Source organism: Roseateles sp. P1_C6 (genome assembly GCF_056406315.1).
In genome coordinates, this window is record NZ_JBFUAK010000001.1 from 496,914 (window position 1) to 518,737 (window position 21,824).

At 68.5% G+C, this 21,824-nt stretch carries 20 protein-coding genes and 1 tRNA gene; 1 reads left to right on the plus strand and 20 read right to left on the minus strand.

The window, feature by feature from the left end; all coding sequences use genetic code 11:
• Nucleotides 1-12: 12 nt before the first annotated feature.
• Nucleotides 13-2,349 (minus strand): ribonuclease R, encoded by a 2,337-nt coding sequence (rnr, locus tag AC1D29_RS02020; RefSeq protein ID WP_477894221.1) that lies wholly within the window; start codon nt 2,347-2,349, stop codon nt 13-15.
• A 69-nt stretch (nt 2,350-2,418) separates the two neighbouring features.
• Here rnr and AC1D29_RS02025 point away from each other — a divergent pair.
• Nucleotides 2,419-2,503, plus strand: a tRNA-Leu gene (locus tag AC1D29_RS02025).
• Nucleotides 2,504-2,762: 259 nt separating this feature from the next.
• Here AC1D29_RS02025 and AC1D29_RS02030 read toward each other — a convergent pair.
• The 19 genes from AC1D29_RS02030 to scpB form a co-directional block, all read right to left on the minus strand.
• A complete protein-coding gene (locus AC1D29_RS02030; RefSeq protein ID WP_477894222.1) occupies nt 2,763-3,284 on the minus strand; it encodes a phosphoribosyltransferase in 522 nt (173 codons plus the stop codon).
• 34 nt (nt 3,285-3,318) lie between these two features.
• A complete protein-coding gene (locus tag AC1D29_RS02035) occupies nt 3,319-4,653 on the minus strand; it encodes an adenylosuccinate synthase (protein ID WP_477894223.1) in 1,335 nt (444 codons plus the stop codon).
• A 44-nt stretch (nt 4,654-4,697) separates the two neighbouring features.
• Nucleotides 4,698-5,861 (minus strand): ATP phosphoribosyltransferase regulatory subunit, encoded by a 1,164-nt coding sequence (locus AC1D29_RS02040; RefSeq protein ID WP_477894224.1) that lies wholly within the window; start codon nt 5,859-5,861, stop codon nt 4,698-4,700.
• A gap of 64 nt (nt 5,862-5,925) precedes the next feature.
• Nucleotides 5,926-6,108 (minus strand): DUF2065 domain-containing protein, encoded by a 183-nt coding sequence (locus AC1D29_RS02045; RefSeq protein WP_477894225.1) that lies wholly within the window; start codon nt 6,106-6,108, stop codon nt 5,926-5,928.
• Nucleotides 6,105-7,013: a protease modulator HflC gene (gene hflC / locus AC1D29_RS02050; RefSeq protein WP_477894226.1), complete on the minus strand. Its 909-nt coding sequence runs from the start codon at nt 7,011-7,013 to the stop codon at nt 6,105-6,107. Before hflC ends, AC1D29_RS02045 begins: the two co-directional genes overlap by 4 nt.
• 15 nt (nt 7,014-7,028) lie before the next feature.
• Nucleotides 7,029-8,225, minus strand: a complete 1,197-nt coding sequence (gene hflK, locus AC1D29_RS02055; RefSeq protein ID WP_477894227.1) for an FtsH protease activity modulator HflK — start codon at nt 8,223-8,225, stop codon at nt 7,029-7,031.
• A 47-nt stretch (nt 8,226-8,272) separates the two neighbouring features.
• Complete coding sequence (hflX, locus tag AC1D29_RS02060) at nt 8,273-9,520, minus strand: GTPase HflX (RefSeq protein WP_477894228.1); 1,248 nt, start codon at nt 9,518-9,520, stop codon at nt 8,273-8,275.
• Between the two features lie 11 nt (nt 9,521-9,531).
• Nucleotides 9,532-9,774: an RNA chaperone Hfq gene (hfq, locus tag AC1D29_RS02065; protein ID WP_056198163.1), complete on the minus strand. Its 243-nt coding sequence runs from the start codon at nt 9,772-9,774 to the stop codon at nt 9,532-9,534.
• 80 nt (nt 9,775-9,854) lie between these two features.
• Nucleotides 9,855-11,192, minus strand: coding sequence for a ribosome biogenesis GTPase Der (gene der / locus AC1D29_RS02070; RefSeq protein ID WP_477894229.1), 1,338 nt, complete (start codon nt 11,190-11,192; stop codon nt 9,855-9,857).
• On the minus strand, nt 11,189-12,325 hold the full coding sequence (bamB, locus tag AC1D29_RS02075; RefSeq protein ID WP_477894230.1) for an outer membrane protein assembly factor BamB: 1,137 nt from the start codon (nt 12,323-12,325) through the stop codon (nt 11,189-11,191). Before bamB ends, der begins: the two co-directional genes overlap by 4 nt.
• On the minus strand, nt 12,322-12,990 hold the full coding sequence (locus AC1D29_RS02080) for a YfgM family protein (RefSeq protein ID WP_477894231.1): 669 nt from the start codon (nt 12,988-12,990) through the stop codon (nt 12,322-12,324). The genes bamB and AC1D29_RS02080 overlap by 4 nt, the downstream gene beginning before the upstream one ends.
• 35 nt (nt 12,991-13,025) lie before the next feature.
• Nucleotides 13,026-14,342 (minus strand): histidine--tRNA ligase, encoded by a 1,317-nt coding sequence (hisS, locus tag AC1D29_RS02085; RefSeq protein ID WP_477894232.1) that lies wholly within the window; start codon nt 14,340-14,342, stop codon nt 13,026-13,028.
• Entirely contained in the window at nt 14,339-15,601 is a 1,263-nt protein-coding gene (ispG, locus tag AC1D29_RS02090; protein ID WP_477894233.1) for a flavodoxin-dependent (E)-4-hydroxy-3-methylbut-2-enyl-diphosphate synthase, read from the minus strand. The genes hisS and ispG overlap by 4 nt, the downstream gene beginning before the upstream one ends.
• The gene (locus AC1D29_RS02095; protein WP_477894234.1) at nt 15,601-16,494 is read right to left on the minus strand and encodes a RodZ domain-containing protein; all 894 of its coding nucleotides are present in this window, start codon (nt 16,492-16,494) and stop codon (nt 15,601-15,603) included. The genes ispG and AC1D29_RS02095 overlap by 1 nt, the downstream gene beginning before the upstream one ends.
• 33 nt (nt 16,495-16,527) lie before the next feature.
• Entirely contained in the window at nt 16,528-17,313 is a 786-nt protein-coding gene (gene pilW, locus AC1D29_RS02100; protein ID WP_477894235.1) for a type IV pilus biogenesis/stability protein PilW, read from the minus strand.
• A 20-nt stretch (nt 17,314-17,333) separates the two neighbouring features.
• Nucleotides 17,334-18,443 carry a dual-specificity RNA methyltransferase RlmN gene (gene rlmN, locus AC1D29_RS02105; protein ID WP_477894236.1) on the minus strand — a complete coding sequence of 370 codons (1,110 nt, stop codon included), beginning with the start codon at nt 18,441-18,443 and terminating at the stop codon, nt 17,334-17,336.
• Nucleotides 18,444-18,483: 40 nt separating this feature from the next.
• Nucleotides 18,484-18,912 (minus strand): nucleoside-diphosphate kinase, encoded by a 429-nt coding sequence (ndk, locus tag AC1D29_RS02110; protein ID WP_348011985.1) that lies wholly within the window; start codon nt 18,910-18,912, stop codon nt 18,484-18,486.
• Nucleotides 18,913-19,000: 88 nt separating this feature from the next.
• Nucleotides 19,001-21,004 carry a pseudouridine synthase gene (locus AC1D29_RS02115; RefSeq protein ID WP_477894237.1) on the minus strand — a complete coding sequence of 668 codons (2,004 nt, stop codon included), beginning with the start codon at nt 21,002-21,004 and terminating at the stop codon, nt 19,001-19,003.
• Nucleotides 21,001-21,756, minus strand: a complete 756-nt coding sequence (gene scpB / locus AC1D29_RS02120) for an SMC-Scp complex subunit ScpB (RefSeq protein WP_477894238.1) — start codon at nt 21,754-21,756, stop codon at nt 21,001-21,003. The genes AC1D29_RS02115 and scpB overlap by 4 nt, the downstream gene beginning before the upstream one ends.
• Between the last annotated feature and the right edge of the window lie 68 nt (nt 21,757-21,824).

Below are 21,824 nucleotides of genomic sequence, written 5' to 3' on the forward strand. Positions count from 1 at the left end.
CGGCCGACGCCCTCAGCGGCGCTTGCGCGGTGCCGGCTTGGCGGCCGTCTTCTTGGACGCCTTGCTCGCGGCGCGCTTGGCCGCCTGCTGCGCCGCCTTGACCGGGTGCAGCGCCGCGACGACGGCCTTGCGGCTCTGCTTCACGTCGCGGTCGGTCTGGCGCACCTCGTCCAGCGTCTCGACGGCCGTCTTGGGCGCGCGCTTCTTGGCAGGCGCATTACCTGACGGTTTGCCAGACGACTTCCCCGACGGCTTGCCCGACGCGCCACGGCTGGGCGCTCGCACCTCATCGGCACCACGCACCAGGCGGAAGTCGATGCGGCGGCCATCCAGGTCCACGCGGCTGACCTGCACCTGCACGCGCGCGCCGGTGGCGTAGCGGATGCCGGTGCGTTCGCCGCGCAGCTCCTGGCGCACGTCGTCGAAGCGGTAGTACTCGCCACCCAACTCGGTGATGTGCACCAGGCCTTCGACGTAGAGCGCGTCCAGCTGCACGAACAGGCCGAACGACGTGACCGCACTGACGGTGCCGGCGAACTCCTCGCCGAGACGGTCACGCATGTAGCGGCACTTCAGCCAGGCCTCGACGTCGCGGCTGGCCTCGTCGGCACGGCGCTCGTTGGCGCTGCAGTGCGCGCCGACGACTTCCCAGCGTTCGGCCTCGTTGCGCGCTTCCGCCGGGTTCGGCGGCGCCGCACGGCCGGGGCGCTTGGGCGCCTGCGGCACGTTCATCTTGCTGGCGTCCAGCGTGTACTTCTTGCCGCCCAGCAAAGCCTTGATGACGCGGTGGACCAGCAGGTCGGGGTAGCGCCGGATGGGGCTCGTGAAGTGCGTGTACGCCGGATAGGCCAGGCCGAAGTGGCCGGAGTTGGTGCCGGTGTAGATGGCCTGCTGCATGGAACGCAGCAGCATGGTGTGGATCTGCTGCGCGTCCGGGCGGTCCTTGGTCGCCTGCGCGATGGCCTGGAACTCGCGCGGCGTCGGGTCGTCGGAAACGCCCATGCCGATGCCCAGCGAGCGCAGGTAGTTCTGCAGCGTCGTGCGCTTCTCGGGCGTGGGGCCCTCGTGCACGCGGAACAGCGAGTGGTGCTTGGACGACTGGATGAAGTCGGCCGAGCAGGTGTTGGCGGCCAGCATGGCCTCCTCGATCAGCCGGTGCGCGTCGTTGCGTGTGCGCGGGATGATCTTCTCGATGCGGCCGTTGTCGTCGCAGACGATCTGCGTCTCGGTGGTCTCAAAGTCGATGGCGCCACGGCGACCACGCTCGGCCAGCAGCGCGCGGTAGACCTCGTGCAGGTGCAGCAGATGCGGCACCAGCTCGCGCCGCTTGGCGGCTTCGGGGCCATGCGTGTTGGCCAGGATGGCCGCGACCTCGGTGTAGGTGAAGCGCGCATGCGAACTGATCACCGCCGGGTAGAACTGATAGGCGCTGACCGTGCCGTCGGTGGAGACGAGCATGTCGCAGACCATGCTGAGCCGGTCTTCATACGGGTTCAGCGAGCACAAGCCGTTGGAGAGCTTCTCCGGCAGCATGGGGATGACGCGGCGCGGGAAGTAGACGGATGTGGCGCGCTCGTAGGCATCGGCGTCCAGCGGCTCGCCGGGCTTCACGTAGTGCGACACGTCGGCGATGGCCACCAGCAGCCGCCAGCCCTGGAAGGCGCTCTTGCCGCGCCCCTGCTTGTGTGGCTCGCAGTAGACGGCGTCGTCGAAGTCGCGCGCGTCTTCACCGTCGATGGTGACCAGGGGCACGTCGCGCAGATCGATGCGATTCTTCAGGTCGGCGGCGCGCAGCTTCTCGGGGAGCTTGGCGCTCTGGGCCAAGGTGTCGGGGCTGAAGCGGTGTGGCACGTCGTACTTGCGCACGGCGATCTCGATCTCCATGCCGGGGTCGTCGATCTCGCCCAGCACCTCGACGACTCGGCCCACCGGCTGCGAATACAGCGACGGTGGCTCGGTCAACTCGACGGCGACGACCTGGCCGGCCGTGGCATTGGCGATGCCGTTCTTGGGGATCAGGATGTCCTGGCCCATGCGGCGGTCTTCAGGGGCGACGAGCCAGATGCCGGATTCCAGCAGCAGGCGGCCGATCAACGGACGCCTCTTGCGCTCGAGGATCTCCAGCACCTTGCCCTCGGGCCGGCCGCGCTTGTCGAAGCGCGTGACGCGCACGCGCAGCCGGTCACCGTGCATGACGGCGTGGGTCTCCTGCGAAGACAGGTAGATGTCGGCCGAGCCGTCGTCGGGGATCAGGAAGCCATGGCCGTCCCGATGGCCTTGCAGCGTTCCTTCGATCTCGCCGAGCAGGCCCGCCCCATCGCCCGTAGGCGACGCATTTGTGTTCTTCAAGTTTTTGATGATATAGTCTCTGTTTTCCTGAAATGGCTCAGGACTTCAATCAGAAGTTTTGAGCACCTTGCCCAGGTGGCGGAATTGGTAGACGCACTAGTTTCAGGTACTAGCGGGTAACTCCGTGGAGGTTCGAGTCCTCTCCTGGGCACCAAACAAAAGAAAAAAGGCCGACGCGAAAGCGCCGGCCTTTTTTCTTTGGTGCCCAGGAGAGGGCTCGAAGGGCACGTCACCAAGGACCAAGGGCACGCCCTGAGGCTTGCCCGACGCCTCGGTGAAGGCTTTGCGCTTGCAAGCGCAAAGCCGCCTGCTGGGGTCGCGAGTGTCCGAGTCCCCGACGATGCGCCCTCGATGGGCGCTTCGTCGAGTGGTGGCACAAACCGAGACTTCGATCCGCGCCATAAGCCCACTCCTCAAACGACGAACTTCTTCGCCAACGCCTCAGGCCCCATCCCGTCGTACTCCTCGAACGGCTGATGGATCCAGGGCGAGGTCTCCAGCATCTCGACGTAATAGTCCGGCGTGTAGGCCGACACCTTCTTCGTCCAGATGACGGCCGAGCGCAGTTCGCTGATGGCCGGCATGCCGCGCAGCCGCTCCACCACCGCCTTCAGCGTGACGCCCGAATCGGCCAGGTCGTCCACCAGCAGCACGCGGCCGGCCAGTTCGCCCTTGGGCATGGTGATGTACTTGGCCATGTCCAGGCGGCCCTGGATGGTGCCGGCCTCGGCGCGGTAGGAGCTGGTGGACATGATGCCCAGCGGCTTGTCGAACACGCGCGACAGCACATCGCCCGGGCGCATGCCGCCGCGGGCCAGGCACAGGATCTGGTCGAAATGCCAGCCCGATGCGTGCACCTTGAGCGCCAGGCGCTCGGTCAGCAGGTGGTACTCGTCCCAGGACACGTAGAGATGTTTGCCGTCGTCGGTCAGCATGGTGCGGAAGTCTCCGTGGATGGGGTGTGTAGTTTCAGGCGGAATAGGGGTGGCGCAGCACGATGGTGTGCTCGCGGTCGGGGCCGGTGGAGACCATGTCGATCGGCGTGCCGATGACTTCCTCGACGCGCTTCAGATAGCTGCGCGCATTGGCCGGCAGCGCGTCCCAGGAGGTGATGCCGAAGGTCGTCTCGGTCCAGCCGGGGAAGGTCTCGAACACCGGCGTGCAGGCCTCGATCTCGTCGGCGTCCAGCGGCAGGATGTCGAGCTGGCGGCCATCGAGCTCGTAGCCCACGCACATCTTGATCTCGGTGAGGCCGTCCAGCACGTCCAGCTTGGTCAGGCACAGGCCGGTGATGCCGTTGATGATCATGGAGCGCTTCAGCGCGGCGGCGTCCAGCCAGCCGCAACGGCGCGCGCGGCCGGTGACGGTGCCGCGCTCCTGACCCACGGTGGACAGGTGGTAGCCGACGGTGCCGGGCACTTCCCAATCCAGCTCGGTCGGGAACGGGCCCGAGCCGACGCGCGTCGTGTAGGCCTTGGTGATGCCCAGCATGTAGTGCAGCATCTGCGGGCCCACGCCGGCACCGGCGGCGGCGTTGCCGGCCACGCAGTTGCTGGACGTGACGTAGGGATAGGTGCCGTGGTCGATGTCCAGCAGCGTGCCCTGCGCGCCCTCGAACAAGATGTTGGCGCCGGCCTTGTGGGCCTTGTGGATCATGTAGCCGACATCGGCCAGCATGGGCTTGATGGCCTCGGCCATCTTCATGGCCTGGTCGAAGATGGGCTGGAACTCCAGCGTCTCGCCCTTGAGGTAGCCGGCCAGCGCGAAATTGTGCAGTTCCAGCAGCTCGCGCAGCTTCTTGGCAAAGCGCTCGGGGTGCTTCAGGTCCTGGGCGCGCAACGCGCGGCGTGCGACCTTGTCCTCGTAGGCCGGGCCGATGCCCTTGCCGGTCGTGCCGATCTTGCCGCTGCCGCTGGTCTCGCGCAGCTGCTCGCGCGCTTTGTCCACGGCCACGTGGAAGGGCAGGATCAGCGGGCAGGACTCGCTGATGAAGAGGCGCGAACGCACCTCGACGCCGGCCGCTTCCAGGCGTTCGATCTCGGTCAGCAGATGGGTCGGGTCCAGCACGACGCCGTTGCCGATGTAGCAAGCCACGCCGTCGCGCATGATGCCGCTGGGGATCAGTTGCAGCGCCGTCTTCACGCCCTTGATGACCAGCGTGTGGCCGGCGTTGTGACCGCCCTGGAAGCGCACGACGCCCTGCGCGTGATCGGTCATCCAGTCCACGACCTTGCCCTTGCCCTCGTCACCCCACTGGGTGCCGACGACGACCACATTGCGTCCACGCGCGGTTTGGCTCTGCATCTTGTTTGCCTGCTTAACTTGGGATTGGGAAGGGCCGCCCGCGCTCAGAGCGCTCGGACGACCCAGTCAGTGTGCTCGCGAACCAGTTCGCGGTCACAGTCGAATTCATCGGCCTCGTGCTCATGCCCGGGCAGCACGCAGACCACCGTCTCGCCCTGCTCGCGCAAGGCGCGCACGGCCTGGCGCAGCGAGGCGTCTTCGCCCCACGGCGCACGCACGGCCGCGCGCAGCGGCGAGACAGGTGCCAGCGCCACCAGCGTCTTCAGGTCCAGGCTGAACCCGACCGCCGGGCGGCGGCGGCCAAAGGCAGCGCCGACCTCGTCGTAGCGCCCGCCGCGCAGCACGGCGTCGGAGCAGCCCGACGCATAGGCCGCGAAGCGAATGCCGGTGTAGTAGGCATAGCCCTGCAGGTCGGCCAGGTCGAAGCCCAGCGCCACCTCGGGGTGGACGGCGGCCAGGTGGCCGGCCAGCCAGTCCAGGTCGGCCAGCGCCGCCCTGACGAGCGGATGATCGGGAAGACGACGTGCGGCCTCGGCCAGCACCTCGCGGCCGCCGAACAGGCTGGGCAAGGCCAGCAAGGCCTCGCGCGTGACCGCGGGCAGATCGGCGCTCAACGCGGACAGCGCGGAGAGGTCCTTGGCGGCCAGCGCCGCAGTCAGCGCTTCCAGCGTCTCGGGTGCGAGCTTGATGCCGTCCAGCACGCCTTGCAGCAGGCGTGCGTCGCCCAGGTCCAGCATGACATCGCTGAGGCCGGCGCGGCGCAGCGCGTCCAGCGCCAGCTCATGCACTTCCAGGTCGGCTTCCAGGCCGGCATGGCCGTAGATCTCGACGCCGAACTGGAGCGGCTCGCGGCTGGTGTTGAGGCCGTCGGGCCGCGTGTGGGCGACCGGGCCGCAGTAGCACAGGCGCGTCACGCCCTGGCGATTCAGCAGATGCGCGTCGATGCGGGCCACCTGTGGCGTCGTGTCGGCGCGCAGGCCGAGCGAGCGGCCGGACAGCTGGTCGACCAGCTTGAAGAGCTTGATCTCGGAGCCGCTGCCCGTGCCGGACAGCAGCGAATCCAGGTGCTCCAGCAGCGGCGGGATGACGAGCTCGCAGCCATAGCTGCGGGCCATGTCGAGCAGCTCGCGGCGCAGCTCTTCGATGCGGCGTGCCTGCGACGGCAGGACATCGGCGATGTGCTCGGGCAGCAGCCAAGCAGAGGTCATGGGCGCGGGCTAGGCGGTTAAAAACGGCATTGTACCGGCGCCCTCTGGCCCTCGACGCTTCGGATCAGCGCAACAACAGCAGTCCGAACAAGCCGATCAGGATGCTGGCCAGGCCGACAAAACGGATCTGGCCGTCGCTCAGCGCGAGGATGCGGCTGAAGACCTCACGCCATCGCACCGGGCTGATCAGGGGCATCAACCCCTCGATGACCATCACCAGCGCGAGCGCGCTCAGCAGTTCGCTCACTTGCGCGCGGGCGCGGCGGCAGGGGCGGCGCCGGCGCCGCCCGAACTTCCCCTCATGGCCTTGAAGAAGTCGCTGCTGGGGTCGACAACCATCACATCGCTCTTGTTGCGGAAGCTGCTGCGATAGGCCTCCAGCGAGCGGTAGAACTGCGCGAACTGCGGGTCGCGGCCGAAGGCTTCGGCGTACAGCGCCGAAGCCTTGGCGTCACCTTCGCCCTTGGTCTTCTGTGCGTCGCGATAGGCCTCGGCGACGATGATTTCGCGCTGACGGTCGGCGTCCGCACGGATCTTGTCGCCCTCGGCAGCGCCGGTCGAGCGCGCCTCGGCAGCCACGCGCAGTCGCTCAGACTTCATGCGGTTGTAGACCGAGTCGGTGATGCTCGACGCAAAGTCCACGCGCTTGATGCGCACGTCGACGATCTCGATGCCGAACTGCTTGGCCTCGTCGGTCAGGCGCTTGCGCACATCGTTCATGACCTTCTCGCGTTCGGTCGCCAGCACAGCGATGACGGTGCGCTTGGTGACCTCTTCGTTGAAGGCCGCCTGCACCACGGGCGCGAGGCGGTTCTCGATGTTGCGCATGTCCGAGCCGCTGTTGCGGATGAACTGGCGCGGCTCGGCGATGCGCCACTTGATGAGCCAGTCGATGACCAGGCTCTTCTTCTCGGCCGTGAAGATGGGGCGCGACTCGGGGCTGTCCAGCGTCTGCACGCGGCGGTCCAGCAGCACGACGTTCTGCAGCGGCGGCGGCAGCTTGAACTTCAGGCCCGGCTCGGTGACGACTTCCTTGATCTCGCCCAGCGCATAGATGGCGGCGAATTGCCGCTGGTCGACGATGAAGAGCATCGACGACAACAGCATCAGGATGACGAGGGCGCCGGCGACGATGGCGGCAATACGGTTCATTCGGATGATCCTCGATCAGCGGCCGTCGCGGCTGCGCTGGTTGTCGCGGCTGCGCAGGTCGTTGGAGCCAGGCACGGCCTGCGGCTCGGGCACGGTGGTGGGCTGGGGCGCGGACACGGTCACGCTGCCGCTGCTGCCTTGCTGCAGCAGCTTGTCCAGCGGCAGGTAGAGCAGGTTGGATCCGCTCTTGCTGTCCACCATGACCTTGCTGACGTTGCTGTAGACCTGCTGCATCGTGTCGATGTAGATGCGGTCACGCGTGACTTGCGGTGCCTTCTGGTACTCGGTCAGCACGCTCTTGAAGCGCTGCCCGTCACCCTCCGCCGTGGCGATGACGCGGGCCTTGTAGCCCTCCGACTGTTCGCGCAGCTTGGCGGCTTCGCCCTGAGCACGCGGAATAACGTCGTTGGCGTAGGCCTGGGCCTCGTTCTTGGTCTGTTCCTTGTTCTGGCCGGCCTTGAACGCGTCCTCGAACGCAGCCTGCACCTGCTCGGGCGGCTGCACGCTCTGCACGTTGACGTTCTTGACCAGGATGCCGGCCTTGAGCCGGTCAAGCTGCGCCTGGATGGATTTGACGAGGTCAGTGGCGATCGCGTCACGCTGCTCGTAGAGCACCGAGTCCATCGTGCTCTTGCCGACGATCTCGCGCACCGCCGACTCGGCGGCCAGCATCACCGCATCCTTCGGCTCGCGGTTTTCATACAGGAAGTCGCGCGCATCCTTGATCGTGTACTGCACCGTGAAGCGGATGTCGACGATGTTCTCGTCCTGCGTCAGCATGGACGAATCGCGCAGGCCCGTCGCGGCGACGACCGAGTTGCGGCCCACCTCGACCTGCTGCAGCTGCGTGACCGACACGATCTCGTGCTGCTGCAACGGATACGGCAGGCGCCACTGGAAGCCGGCCTCGACCGTCTTGCTGTACTTGCCGAAGGACGTCACGACGCCCTGCTGGCCTTCCTGCACGATGAAGAAGCCGCTGGCCAGCCAGCCCAAGGCGACGACGCCGGCGATCAGGCCCACGCCGATGCCGGCACCCTTCATGTCGGGACCGCCGCTGGAGCCGCTGCCGCCGGTCGGTCCGCCGGACTTGCCGCCGAACATGCCGGAGAGCTTGCGGTTGAAGTCGCGCCAGAGCTCGTCGAGGTCGGGCGGGCCGTCGTTGCGACCGTTGTTCAGCAGCCGGCCTGCGGCGCGCGCAAGGGGCGTCATCAGGCGCCGAGCCCACGGGCTGCGGGGCGGGGTGTGGGAAGTGCTGCTCATGCCTGGGAGGGGTCTTCTGAGGAAGAGGGCTCGGGGTCGTCCAACGGATCAGCGTCGAAACGTGGGTCCCGTTCGTCGGGAATCAAGGGCTGGGTCTGCATGGCCGACGCGATCAGCTGGCGCAACTCGGCCAGGCCGTTGCCATCGACGGCGCTGACGAAGACACGCGGCGTGGGGCCGGTGCCGCCCGCGTTGCGCAACACGGCATCAACGACCTCGCGCGGGCGCTGGTCGTCGGCCAGCAGGTCCTGCTTGTTGTAGACCAGGATCTGCGGCACGTCGGCCGCGCCGATCTCGGCCAGCACCTTCTCGACCTCGACCATCTGCTCCTCCAGCACGGGGCTGGACGCATCGACGACGTGCAGCAGCAGGTCGGCGTCGGCCGCCTCCTGCAGCGTCGCGCGAAAGGCCTCGACGAGCTTGTGCGGCAGGTCGCGGATGAAGCCCACCGTATCGGACAGCGAGACGCTGCCGCCGGCCTGCTCCAGGTAGAGCGAGCGCGTCGTCGTGTCCAGCGTCGCGAACAGCTGGTTGGCCGCATAGGCGCGCGCCTTGGTCAGCGCATTGAACAGGGTGCTCTTGCCCGCATTTGTGTAGCCGACCAGCGAGACCTTGAAGACGCCGTTGCGCGAACGGGCCTTGCGCTGCGTGCCGCGCTGGCGCTGGACGCGCTTGAGGCGCTCCTTGGTCTGCTTGATGCGGTCGTCGATCATGCGACGGTCCAGCTCGATCTGGGCCTCGCCGGGACCGCCGCGCATGCCGATGCCGCCGCTCTGGCGCTCCAGGTGGCTCCAGCGGCGCACGAGGCGCGTGGCCAGGTATTGCAGGCGGGCCAGTTCGACCTGCAGCTTGCCCTCGTGGCTCTGCGCGCGGGCAGCAAAGATCTCGAGGATCAGCGCGGTGCGGTCGGCGACCGGCACGCCCAGCACGCGTTCGAGGTTGCGCTGCTGGGCCGGCGAGATGGCCTGGTCGAACAGCACGGTGTGCGCCTGGTGGGCGTCCACCAACAGCTTGATCTCGTCGGCCTTGCCGGAGCCGACGAACAGCGCCGCATCGGGCGCCGCGCGGCGGGCAATGACCTTGGCGACCGGCGTGTCACCGGCGGATTCGGCCAGCAGCGCCAGCTCGTCCAGGCTTTCATCGAAGCCGCGGGCGGCGGAGTGACGACCGAAATCGACACCCACAAGAATGGCGCGCGCCGCCTCGGAGGGCGGCGTCGCGGCGTGGGCAGGGGTCGAGGACAAGGGGGCGGGGATCAGGCGTCCGCGGGAGCGTCGCCAGCGTGGAAGTTGACAGCGCGGCCCGGCACGACGGTGGAGATCGCGTGCTTGTAGACCATCTGAGTCACCGTGTTGCGCAGCAACACGACGTATTGATCAAAGGATTCGATATGGCCCTGGAGCTTGATGCCGTTGACCAGGTAGATCGAGACGGGCACGTGCTCTTTGCGGAGCAGGTTCAAAAAGGGGTCCTGCAAAAGTTGGCCTTTGTTGCTCATCGGTATGCTCCGAGTTATCGGGGGGTGGGGGACTACGGGTAAGACCTTAACACAGCGCCCCCACGTGACCGGGCGTCACGCTAGGTCTTTTCGTCGAAGGGATTCTTCGAGGAACGTAGCTCGATCTTCAGCGGCGTGCCGACCAGTTTGTAGTGGGCGCGGATGCGGCCTTCGAGGTAGCGCTTGTAGACCTCGGTGACGCCGTCCAGCGCATTGCCGTGGATGACGACGATGGGCGGGTTCTGGCCGCCCTGGTGGGCGTAGCGCAATTTGGGGCGCGACACGCCCGAGCGCTTGGGCTGCTGGTGCTCCACGGCCTCGGCGATCAGGCGGGTCAGCACGGGCGTCGTCATCTTGCGGTAGGCCGACGCATAGGCGTCGGCCAGCGAGTTCCAGACCGCCGACAAGCCCTGGCGCTTCAGCGCCGAGATGTTGTGCAGCGGCGCGAACTTCAGGAAGGCCAGGCGCTGCTCGATCTGGCGCTGCAGCGTCTCGCGCTGGTAGCTGTCGACGGCGTCCCATTTGTTGATCGCGACGACCACCGCGCGGCCGCTGTCGAGGATGTAGCCGGCGATGTGGGCGTCCTGGTCGGTCACGCCTTGCGTGGCGTCCAGCAGCAGCAGCACGACGTGGGCGTCGGCGATGGCCTGCAAGGTCTTCACGACCGAGAACTTCTCGATGGCCTCGAACACGCGGCCCTTGCGGCGCAGGCCGGCGGTGTCGATGAGCTTGAACTTCTGGCCGTTGCGCTCGAAGTCCACGGCGATCGCGTCGCGCGTCGTGCCGGGCATGTCGAAGGCGACGAGACGTTCCTCGCCCAGCCAGGTGTTGATCAGCGTGCTCTTGCCAACGTTGGGGCGGCCGGCCACGGCAAGGCGGATGACGCCGTCCTGTTGCGGCCCGGCACCGTACTCCTCGCTGGCGTCCTCGAAGGGCTCCAGCACGGCGTCCAGCAGGCTGCGTATGCCCTGGCCGTGGGCCGACGAGATCGGGTGCGGTTCGCCCATGCCGAGCTCATGGAACTCCGCCAGCAGCGGCGACTCGCTCATGCCCTCGGCCTTGTTGACGGCCAGGTGCACGCGCTTGTTGACGCTGCGCAGGTAGCGGGCGATGTCGCTGTCGTGGGCCGAAAGCCCCAAGCGGATGTCGACGACGAAGATGACCGCATCGGCCTCGGCGACGGCCTGCTTGGTCTGCTTGGCCATCTCCTTGACGATGCCGGTGCTGCTGTCGGGCTCGAAGCCGCCGGTGTCGATGCAGATGAACTCGCGGTCGCCCAGGCGGCCGTCACCGTAGTGGCGGTCGCGCGTCAGCCCGGCGAAGTCGGCCACGATGGCGTCGCGCGACTTGGTGAGCCGGTTGAACAGCGTCGACTTGCCCACGTTGGGGCGGCCGACCAAAGCGATGACGGGTTTCATTCGGCCTTGATCGCGAACAGGCCGCCGCTCTTGGTCGCGACCAGCGCGGTGTCGCCCAGCAGCGCCACGGACACGACCTGCGAGCCATCGGTGGCCAGGCGCGAACGGGTCTTGCCCGTCTCGCGGTCCAGCAGATGGACCTGGCCTTCGTAGTCGCCGATCAGCACCTGCTTGCCGACGAGCACGGGCTCCGACAGCTTGCGGTGCTGGAACTGGTCGCCCGACCAGGCCAAGTCGCCGTTGGCCAGCTTCCAGGCGGACAAGCGGTCCGACGCGTCGCCGGCGACGACGACCTGGTCGTCCGCGCCGATGCCATTGGTGCCACCGACCACGCGGTTCCACAGCGCGCTGCCGCGCTCGGCGTTGACGCAGCCGACCGAGGACTGGAAGGCGCGCGCGCAGATCACGTCACCCTGGCGCACGGCCGGGCCGACCAGATCGGCCAGGCGCTCGACCTCGTTGGTGCCGCGCGGCGTGGCCACGCTGGCTTCCCAGCGCAGCTGACCCTTCAGCGGGTCGACACCGGCCAGGCGCGAGCCCTGGCCGACGATCAGCGTGTCCTTGTAGGCCAGCAGCACGCCGGCCTTGGCCAGCGTCAGCGGCTCGCCGGGGCGCTTCAGTTCCCAGATCTTGCGGCCGTCGAGCGCGTCGAACGCGATCACCTGGCGGTCCAGCGTCAGCGCGAAGACGCGTTCGCCGGCCACCAGCGGCGCGGCGATGACGGGCGTGGGCAGCGCCTTCTTCCAGACCACGCGGCCGGCGTCCAGCACGACCAGCTCGTTGTCGCGGTTGACGACGGCGGCGAAGCGGCCATCGCTGCCGATGCCGGCCAGCAGCTTGGCGCCGGCCTCGCCGCGCCACAGCTCGCGGCCGTCCGCGGCGGCCAGTGCGCGCACGCTGCCGTCCGTGCCGGCGACGACGAAGCGGTCAGCCGGCGTGGCGATGCTGAGCGGGAAGTTGATGTTGTCGCCCTTGGCGCTCCAGACGATGCGGCCCGTGGCCGGGCCGGACAGCGTTTCCAGCGCGGCGGGCTTGCCCTTGTCGCTGCCGAACCAGGAATTCCAGGTCGAGCTGATGGTGGAACAGCCCGACAGCGAGACGGCCAGCAGGGAGATCAGGACGGCGCGCTTCATTGCGGGGCTCCGGTGGCGTCGACGGCGGTGGGCACGCCCAGCGTGGCGAGCTTGGCTTCGACGATGCGGCGGTAGTCCTGGTTCTTGTCCAGGCCGGCCAGCGCCTTCTGGTACTCGGCCTTGGCGGCATCGCGCTTGTCCTGCAGCAGCAGCGCGTCGCCGCGGCGGTCGGCGACCAGCGCGGCGAACTCGGTGGACTTGACCGCGTCCAGCGTCTTGGTGGCCTCGTCATAGGCCTTGGCGTCGATCTGCAGGCCGGCCAGGCGCAGGCGCGCCAGGTCGCGGTAAGGGCCTTCCGAGCCCTGCTCGGCAACCCAGCTCAGGCTCTGCTTGGCATCGTCGGCCTTGCCCTTGTCCAACTGCAGCTTGGCGACCTGCAGGTTGGCCTGCGCGGTGTAGCCGGTGCTGGCGAAGTGGGCCTTCAGGTCGCCCGCGGCGGCGGCGGCCTTGTCGAGGTCTTGCGCGGCGAAGGCGCGGTCGAACTCGTCGTACATCGCGGCGGCCTTGGCGGCCTGGTCGCGCTGGTACCAGTTCCAGCCCTGCCAGGCGGCAAAAGCGGCCAGCACGGCGGTCAGCAGCCAGGTGATGAGATTGCCCCAGCGCTTCCAGAAAGCCTTGAGCTGGTCGAGTTGTTCTTGTTCTTCGAGGTCGAGATGCGATGCCATGAGAGGAAGACTGCTGTGCGGGGCAAGGCCCGGGATTATGCGGTGCGCAGTTCGGTGGCCCAGGAGGCCACGTCGGCGAGCGGACGGGCGACCTGTTCGGGGCCTCCGCGCAGGGATTTGAGGCCAACCTCGCCACGTGCGAGCTCGTCGGCGCCGAAGACCAGCGCGAAGCGAGCGCCCGAGGCGTCGGCCTTCTTGAATTGCGATTTGAACGAGCCGCCACCGGCATGCATCTGCACGCTCACGCCGGCTTCGCGCAGCGCCTCCAGCACACCCACCGCCTGCGGCAGCGCGCTCGCGTCGGGCAGGATGGCGTAGGCATCGGGCGCCGACGACGGCACAGGCAGCCCCAGCTCGTCGATCAGCAGCAGCAGCCGCTCTATGCCCAGACCAAAGCCCACGGCCGGCGTCGGCTTGCCGCCGAGCTGCTCGAACAGGCCGTCATAGCGGCCACCGCCGCAGACCGTGCCCTGCGAGCCCAACTGGTCGGTGACCCACTCGAAGACGGTCAGGTTGTAGTAGTCCATGCCGCGCACGAGGCGCGTGTTGACGCGGTATTCGAGGCCGGCCGCGTCGAGGATGGCGCGTACCGCGTTGAAGTGCGCCAGCGTCTCGTCGCCCAGGAAGTCCATCAGCTTGGGCGCCGCCTCGATGACGGGCTGCATCGCCGGGTTCTTGCTGTCCAGGATGCGCAGCGGGTTGCTGTGCAGCCGCTTCTTGCCATCCTCATCGAGCTTGTCGGCATGCGCCTCGAAGTGGGCGATCAGCGCCTCCCGATGGGCGGCGCGCTCGGCCGGCTGGCCCAGCGAGTTCAGCTCCAGGCGCACGTGCTCACCGACCACCAGGCCCAGCGCCTGCCAGAGCCGGCGCACCATCAGGATGATCTCGGCGTCCACGTCCGGGCCGGCAAAGCCCAGCGCCTCGACGTCCAGCTGGTTGAACTGGCGGTAGCGGCCTTTTTGCGGGCGCTCGTGGCGGAACATCGGTCCCATGGTCCACAGCCGCAGCGGCCCGTTGTAGAGCGCGTTGTGCTCGACCATCGCGCGCACGATGCCGGCCGTGGCCTCGGGGCGCAGCGTCAACTGGTCGCCGTTCATGCTGTCGGTGAAGGAGTACATCTCCTTCTCGACGATGTCGGTCACCTCGCCGAGGCCGCGCACGAACAACGCCGTGGGCTCGACGATGGGCGTCAGCATGTACTGGTAGCCATAGCGCTGCAGCACGCTGCGCAGCGTGGTTTCGAACCAACTCCACAGCTCGCTGCTGGGGAGCTTGTCCTTGCGGGTGACGCTGCTCGGCAGGATGTCGTTCATCCCCTTCACGGCGGGGAGGATCTTGGGCTTGTCGCTCATGCAGCAGATGTGGCGCCGAAGCGCTTCTCGATGTAGTTCTCGACCAGCGCGTGGAACTCGTTGGCAATGTTGTCGCCGCGCAGTGTCAGCGCCTTCTGGCCGTCGATGAAGACGGGCGCGGCCGGCGCTTCGCCGGTGCCGGGCAGGCTGATGCCGATGTCGGCATGCTTGCTTTCGCCGGGGCCGTTGACGATGCAGCCCATGACGGCCACCTTCATCTCCTCGACGCCGGGGTACTTGTTGCGCCAGACCGGCATCTGCAGGCGCAGGAAGTCGTCGATCTGCTTGGCCAGCTCCTGGAAGGTCGTGCTGGTCGTGCGGCCGCAGCCTGGGCAGGCGGTCACGCTGGGGTTGAAGTGGCGCAGGCCCAGCGCCTGCAGGATCTCCAGCGCGACGACGACTTCCTGCGTGCGCGACTCGCCCGGCTGCGGCGTGAGGCTGACGCGGATCGTGTCGCCAATGCCCTCTTGCGCCAGGATGCCCAGCGCGACCGACGAAGCCACCGTGCCCTTGGTGCCCATGCCGGCTTCGGTCAGGCCCAGGTGCAGTGCGTAGTCGCAGCGGCGAGCCAGCTCGCGGTAGACCGAGATCAGGTCCTGCACGCCGCTGACCTTGCAACTGATGATGATGTTGTCGGGGTTCAGGCCCAGCTCGGCGGCATAGGCGGCCGAGGTCAGCGCGGACTCGACCAGCGCCTGGTACATGACCGGCTTGGCGTCCCACGGCACCGCGCGCTTGGCGTTCTCGTCCATGAACTGCGCAAGCAGCTCCTGGTCCAGGCTGCCCCAGTTGACGCCGATGCGCACGACCTTGTCGTATTTGGCCGCGGCCTCGACCATCATCGCGAACTGGCGGTCCTTCTTGTCGCCCTTGCCGACGTTGCCGGGGTTGATGCGGTACTTGGACAGCGCCTGCGCCATGGCCGGGTACTCGGTCAGCAGGCGGTGGCCGTTGTAGTGGAAGTCGCCCACCAACGGCACGTCGATGCCCATGCGGTCGAGTTGCTCGCGGATGTAGGGCACCTGCTCTGCCGCCTCGGGCGTGTTGACGGTGATGCGCACCATCTCCGAGCCGGCGATGGCCAGCTCCTTGACCTGGATGGCCGTGCCGATGGCATCCACCGTGTCGGTGTTGGTCATGGACTGCACGCGCACCGGCGCGTCGCCGCCCACGGTGACGACACGGTTGCCCCAGACCACACGGGCCTGGCGGCTGCGGCGCGGGGCCGGCATGGCTTCGGGAATGATCAGTTCGCTCATCACTTCAACTCCAGACGGGCGACGTTGTTGCTGGCGCGCTCGGCAAGGTTGACGGCAGCGCCGCGCCATTCGACGCGGGTGCCGCTGACATTGCCCACGCGCAACTTGTAGGGTGCTGCGCCACCGAAATCCTGCTGCTCGCCCTGGCGCAGCACGCGCGACAGCAGCATCTGGCCCTTGGCGTCGACGACCTCGACCCAGCTGTCCGCCGTGGCCGTGACGCGCAGCGCCTGGCCGGCAGGCACGGAGGCCGCCACCGCCGGCGGCGGGGCGACGTCACGCACCTGCAGCGGCGCGGACGCGACCGGCAGCGGCGCGGGCGCGTCCACGGTGACGGGCACCGACGACGACGACGGCTCGGGCGCCGCGGGCGCCGGGATGAATTCGACCACCGGCGCACTGGCCGCGGCCACCGTGCCCGAAGCGGCCGGGGCTGCGGCCGTTGTCTCACCACGCTCGGGCAACCAGCCGGCGGGAATCCAGTAGACGGCCGCCGCGGCCAGCAGCAGCAGCGCCAGGCCCCAGACGACGGGCCGCTTCAGCACGGCCAGCGCACCACCGTCGACCGGGCCACCGCGCTCGCGGAAGGGCTGGTTCAGGCCGGGGCGCACGTCGAAGGCCTGGCCGGTGCGCGGCAGCAGCGCCAGCACCGGTGCTGGGTCGACCTTGAGCGCGCGGCACATGGCCGTGGCCAGCGCACGCGCGAAGGTGGCGTCAGGCAGCTCGTCGAAGCGGTCGGCCTCCAGCGCCTCCAGCTTGGCCTGCGGCACCTTGAGCATGACGGCCAGCGCGGCGATGTGCAGGCCGCGTTGCTGGCGGGCGTTCCTGAGCCAGGCACCAGCGCTGCTGGCCTGGCTGGTGCGTCCGTCGAATCCCTCGGAGATGGGTTCCATCGTCTCTTCTTGTTGTCGACCGCTGCTCGCGGCTTATTCGTCGTAGCGACCCGCGTCCAGCGACTGGGTCTCGGGCGACTGGGGGTACTTGCGGCGCAGCTGCTGGGCCAGGTCTTCCACCTGCGCGGCGTTGCCCATCTTGCGTTCGATGCGCAGCTGCAGCCACAGGCTCTGCGCGTTGACCTGGTCGGCCTGGCCGTTGACGCGGCGCACGTAGAAGCGCGCGCGCTCCAGCTCACGGTTGCGGTAGAGCACCTCGGACAGGTTGACCGCGACGGCCGGGCTGCCAGGGTCCAGCTCGAAGGCGCGCTGCAGCGTCTTCTCGGCCACCAGCATGCGGCCGGCGCGCGCCTCGCAGACGCCCTTGGCCAGCAGCGTGCGCGCCGGCGCGCGGTAGGTCGACTGGGCCAGCGCCTGGTCGAACAGCGCGTCGGCCGTCTCCCAGCGCCGCTGCTGGCACATGAACCAACCGTAGTTGTGCAGCGTGTCGGGGTCGTTCGGGTAGACGACCAGCGCGCGGCGGAAGGCCTCTTCGGCGAGCTGGTTCTCACCCATCGCGCCGTAGATCAGGCCGCGCAGGTTCACGGCTTCGCGCATGTCGGGCTTGGCCTGCAGCGCGAGCTTGAGCTCGTCCAGCGCCGTGTTGAACTGGCCGCGCGAGAAATAGCCCTGGGCCAGCTCCAGCCGAATGCCGGCGCGGCGGTCGCCGTCGGTCTGGTCGGAATCGGTCTTGATCTCCCGCTCCGCGGTCGGCGCGGTGCCCGTGGTCGCGCAGGCGGTCAACAGGACGGCGGTCAGAACGGTCAGCAATCGCTTCATCGGAATCTCGGCGGTGGACATCAGTCCGATTTGGCCACCGTGACGGGTGCCCTGACCATGCGGATATGCGCGCGGGTGCGGTCCTGCACTTCACCCGCCAGTTGGCCGCAGGCCGCGTCGATGTCATCGCCACGCGTCTTGCGCACCGTCGTGACGATGCCGGCCTGGATCAGCACCTCGGCAAAGGCCTGCACGCGCACATTCGTGCTGCGCGTGAGGCCCGACGCCGGGAAGGGGTTGAACGGGATCAGATTGATCTTGCAGCTGACCTTGCCCTTGAGCAGCTTGACCAGCGCATGCGCCAGCTCCGGCGTGTCGTTCACCTCCTGCAGCATGCAGTACTCGAAGGTGATGAAGTCGCGCGGCGCCTTCTCCAGGTAGCGGTTGCAGGCGTCCAGCAACTCGGCGATCGGGTACTTCTTGTTCAGCGGCACGAGCTGGTCGCGCAGCGGGTCGATCGGCGCATGCAGGCTGACGGCCAGCGCGACCGGGCAGTCCTCGCGCAGGCGGTCGATCATCGGCACGACGCCGGAGGTCGACACCGTCACGCGGCGCCGGCTCAGGCCGTAGCCATGGTCGTCCAGCATGGTCTTGAGTGACGGCACCAACTGGTCGTAGTTCTGCAGCGGCTCGCCCATGCCCATCATCACGACGTTGGAGATGACGCGCTCGTCGGTGTTCAGGCGCTTGCGCAGGTTGTGCTCGGCAAACCAGAGCTGGGCCGTGATCTCGGCCGTCGTCAGGTTGCGGCTGAAGCCCTGGTGCCCCGTGGAGCAGAAGCGGCAGCCCACGGCGCAACCGGCCTGGCTGGAAATGCACAGCGTGCCACGGTCGTCTTCGGGGATGAACACGGCCTCGACCGCGTCGCCGTTCCCGACGTCGAACAGCCACTTGATGGTGCCGTCCGTCGAGACGTGCTCGGAAATGACGGCCAGGGCGCTGATGTGGGCGCGGCCCTTGAGCTTCTCGCGCAAGGACTTGGCGAGGTCGGACATCTGTTCGAAGTCCGACGCTCCCTTTTGGTGGATCCAGCGGAACAGCTGGGTCGCACGGAATTTCTTTTCGCCCAGTTGCTCGCAGTAGGCGGCCAGCCCTTGCAGATCGAATCCGAGCAGGTTGACCGCGTCCATGCGAGCTTCCTGGGCCGGGGTCACCGACCCCGTTGGGGGTTTACTTGGCAGCGTAGACGTTCATGCCCGGGAAGAAGAACGCCACTTCGACGGCGGCCGTCTCGGCGGCGTCGGAGCCGTGCACGGCATTGGCGTCGATGCTGTCGGCGAAGTCGGCGCGGATGGTGCCCTTCTCGGCCTTCTTCGGGTCGGTCGCGCCCATCAGGTCACGGTTCTTCAGGATCGCGCCTTCGCCTTGCAGCGCCTGGATCATCACCGGGCCGGAGATCATGAAGCTGACCAGGTCGTTGAAGAACGGGCGGGCCTTGTGCACGGCGTAGAAAGCCTCGGCATCGGCACGCGACAGCTGCACCAGCTTGGCGGCGACGATCTTCAGGCCGGCGCCCTCAAAACGCGCGTAGATCTGGCCGATGACGTTCTTCGCCACGGCATCGGGCTTGATGATGGACAGGGTGGTTTCGATCGCCATGGAATTCTCCTGAAGGGCTGTATTGGACAAAGCCTGCGATTGTAGCGGGCAGGGATGACCCTAGGTTGTCAGTCGCCGGGGCGCTGCCTCAGCGACGGCCACCGTAGCCGCCACCCGAGCGGCCGCCACCGCCGCCGCCCTTGCCGCCGCGGCCCCCACCGCCGCCGCCACGGCGCAGGAAGGCGTCGCCGCCGATGTAGCCCACGGCCGTCTGCAGCGGATCGGGCTCACGCGGGCCATTGCCCTTGTTGCCGCCGCCCTTGCCGTGCCGGTTGTCCTGCTGGCTGCCGCCGGCGCCGAACCCCTGAGGGAGACCGCGCTTGCCGCTGGTGGCGTGGCGGCGGTCGAAGGTCTGCTCCAGCGGGTTGACGTGATGCGGGATGAAGTCGTCGTCCTCGCGTTCGCCATCTTCATCGCGGCGCGGCGCGCGCTCCTCACGCGGCGGGCGCACCTGCTGCGCCTCGGGCGGGCGGCTGGGGCGCGGGCCGACGCCGGCGTGGCGGTCGTCGTTGCGGCGCTTGTTGCGGTCGTTCTTGTTGCCCTGCTGTTGTTGCGGCTGGCCTTTGCCCTGCCCCTGGCCTTGTCCCGGGTTCTGGCCTTGCTGGCCTTGCCCCTGGTTGCCGGTGTGCCCGGCCAGGCGGCGGATGACGCGCACGTCGTCGTCGCCCAGCTCCACCCAGACGCCGCGCTTGAGGCCACGCGGCAGCACCACGGTGCCGTAACGGATGCGAATCAGGCGGCTGACAACCATGCCGACCGCCTCGAACAGCTTGCGCACCTCGCGGTTGCGCCCTTCGGTGATGACGACGCGGTACCAGCGGTTGGCACCTTCGCCGCCGCCGTCCTCGATGCTCTTGAACGACGCGACCTGCCCTTCCACGTTGACGCCGTCGAGCAGCTTGGCGCGCTGCTCGTCGCTCAGCGCGCCCAAAACGCGGGCCGCGTACTCGCGCTCCACGCCGAAGCGCGGGTGCATCAGCTGGTTGGCCAGCTCACCCGAGTTCGTGAACAGCAGCAGGCCTTCGGTGTTGATGTCCAGGCGACCGACGGACTGCCATTTCTGGCCCTGCACGCGCGGCAGCGTGCGGAACACCGTCGGGCGGCCTTCGGGATCGTTGAAGGTCGACACCTCGCCAGTGGGCTTGTGGTACGCCAGGATGCGCGGGTTGGGCGGCGAAATGCGCACGCGCACATCCTTGCCGTTGACGCGCACGCGGTCACCGAAGGAGATGCGCTGGCCGACATGGGCGACTTCGCCGTTCACCTCGATCTTGCCCTCGGCAATCCAGTCCTCGATGTCGCGGCGCGAGCCGATGCCGGCCTGGGCCAGCACCTTTTGCAGCTTGGGCGCGTCGGCATCGGCGGCCAGCACGCGCTTGGTCTCGCCCTCGGCCTCTTCCGATTCGTCCTCGGCCTGCGCCACCGGCGCAGCGGCGAGCACGGGCGGCTCGGCATCCGGCGCTTCGGATTCAGCGTCCAGGCTGCCCGACAGCACATCGGCAAAGCGCGCCCCCGCGGCCTCGACGAGTTCCGGCGCCAGCAACGGGCCGGCCGGCTTGTCCGTGCCGCCCGCCTCCTGCCCGGTCGCCTCGCGCTCGGCGCGCTCCTTGCGGTTGCGACGACGGTTGCGGCTGCGGCTGCCGCGCTCACCGTCTTCACCCTCACCGCCACCGTCTTCGTCCGACTCGCCACCCTCGCCCGCCGACACGGCCGGCGCGTCCTCACCCAGCGTGAAGAGGGGCGCGGCAGCCGGCGCCGCCGCGGGCGCCTCTGCGGTCACGGGCGCCGGCGCGGCTTCTTCCGTCGCGGCGGCCTTGCGCGGCGCGCGCTTGCGGGCCGGCGCGGGCGCTTCGTCGGCCGGAGCCGCAGCGGCCACGGGTGCCGCAGCAGCCTCGCCGGGCTCGGCCTCGGCCGGCGCCTCGGCCTTGCGGCGGGTGCGCTTCACGGGGACGGCCACGTCGGCGGCAGCCTCCGGGGCGGCTTCGGCCGCGGCCTTGGCCGTCGTGCGACGCCGCTTGGGCGCGGGCGCCTCGGCATCGGTGGCATCAGCGGCGGGAGGCAGGGGCTTGTCTTGATCGGCAGCGTCGTTCATGCGGGTTCGGACTGGGGTTGCGGGGGCGGGTCGGAGGGATCGGGATTGGGAAGTGCCGGCGTGCCGTCGTCGCCGAACAGGCTCAGGCTCGGGGCGGGCACTTCGGCAGGCGCTTCAGCGGGCAGATCTGCGGGAACTTCAGCTGGGGCCACGGCCGGCGTCTCGGCGGGCGCGTCATCGGCGGCGTCGGCCGCCTCGAGCAACTGGCCTTGCAAGGCCTCGAAGGCCGGCGGCTCGCTGCCGCTGACGTCCAGGGCCGGCAGCTGCTCCAGGCTGGCCAGGCCCAGGTCGTCGAGGAAGGACTTGGTCGTCGCGTACAGCGCCGGGCGGCCCGGCGTCTCGCGGTGGCCGATGGCCTCGATCCAGCCGCGGTCCTCGAGCTGCTTGACGATCTGGCTGGCGACGACGACACCGCGGATGTCCTCGATGTCGCCCCGCGTGACCGGCTGACGGTAGGCAATGATGGCCAGCGTCTCCAGCACGGCGCGCGAGTAGCGCGGCGGCTTCTCGGGGTGCAGCCGGTCGAGGTACTCGCGCAGCTCGGGGCGGCTCTGGAAGCGCCAGCCCGAGGCCAGCGCGACCAGCTCCACGCCGCGACCGTCCCAGTCACGGGTCAGTTCGTCGAGCAGGCTGCGCAACGTGTCGGCGCCGAGTTCGTCGGCGAACAGGCTGCGCAGCTCGCGCAGCGTCAGCGGTTGCGAGGCACAGATCAGCGCGGTCTCGAGGACGCGCTTGGCATCCTGGGTGTTCATGAACTCAACTTCGCACCCTCAATGGGCAGAGCTCTGGCGTTGGCCCCGGCCTGGGCGCTTTTGTCACG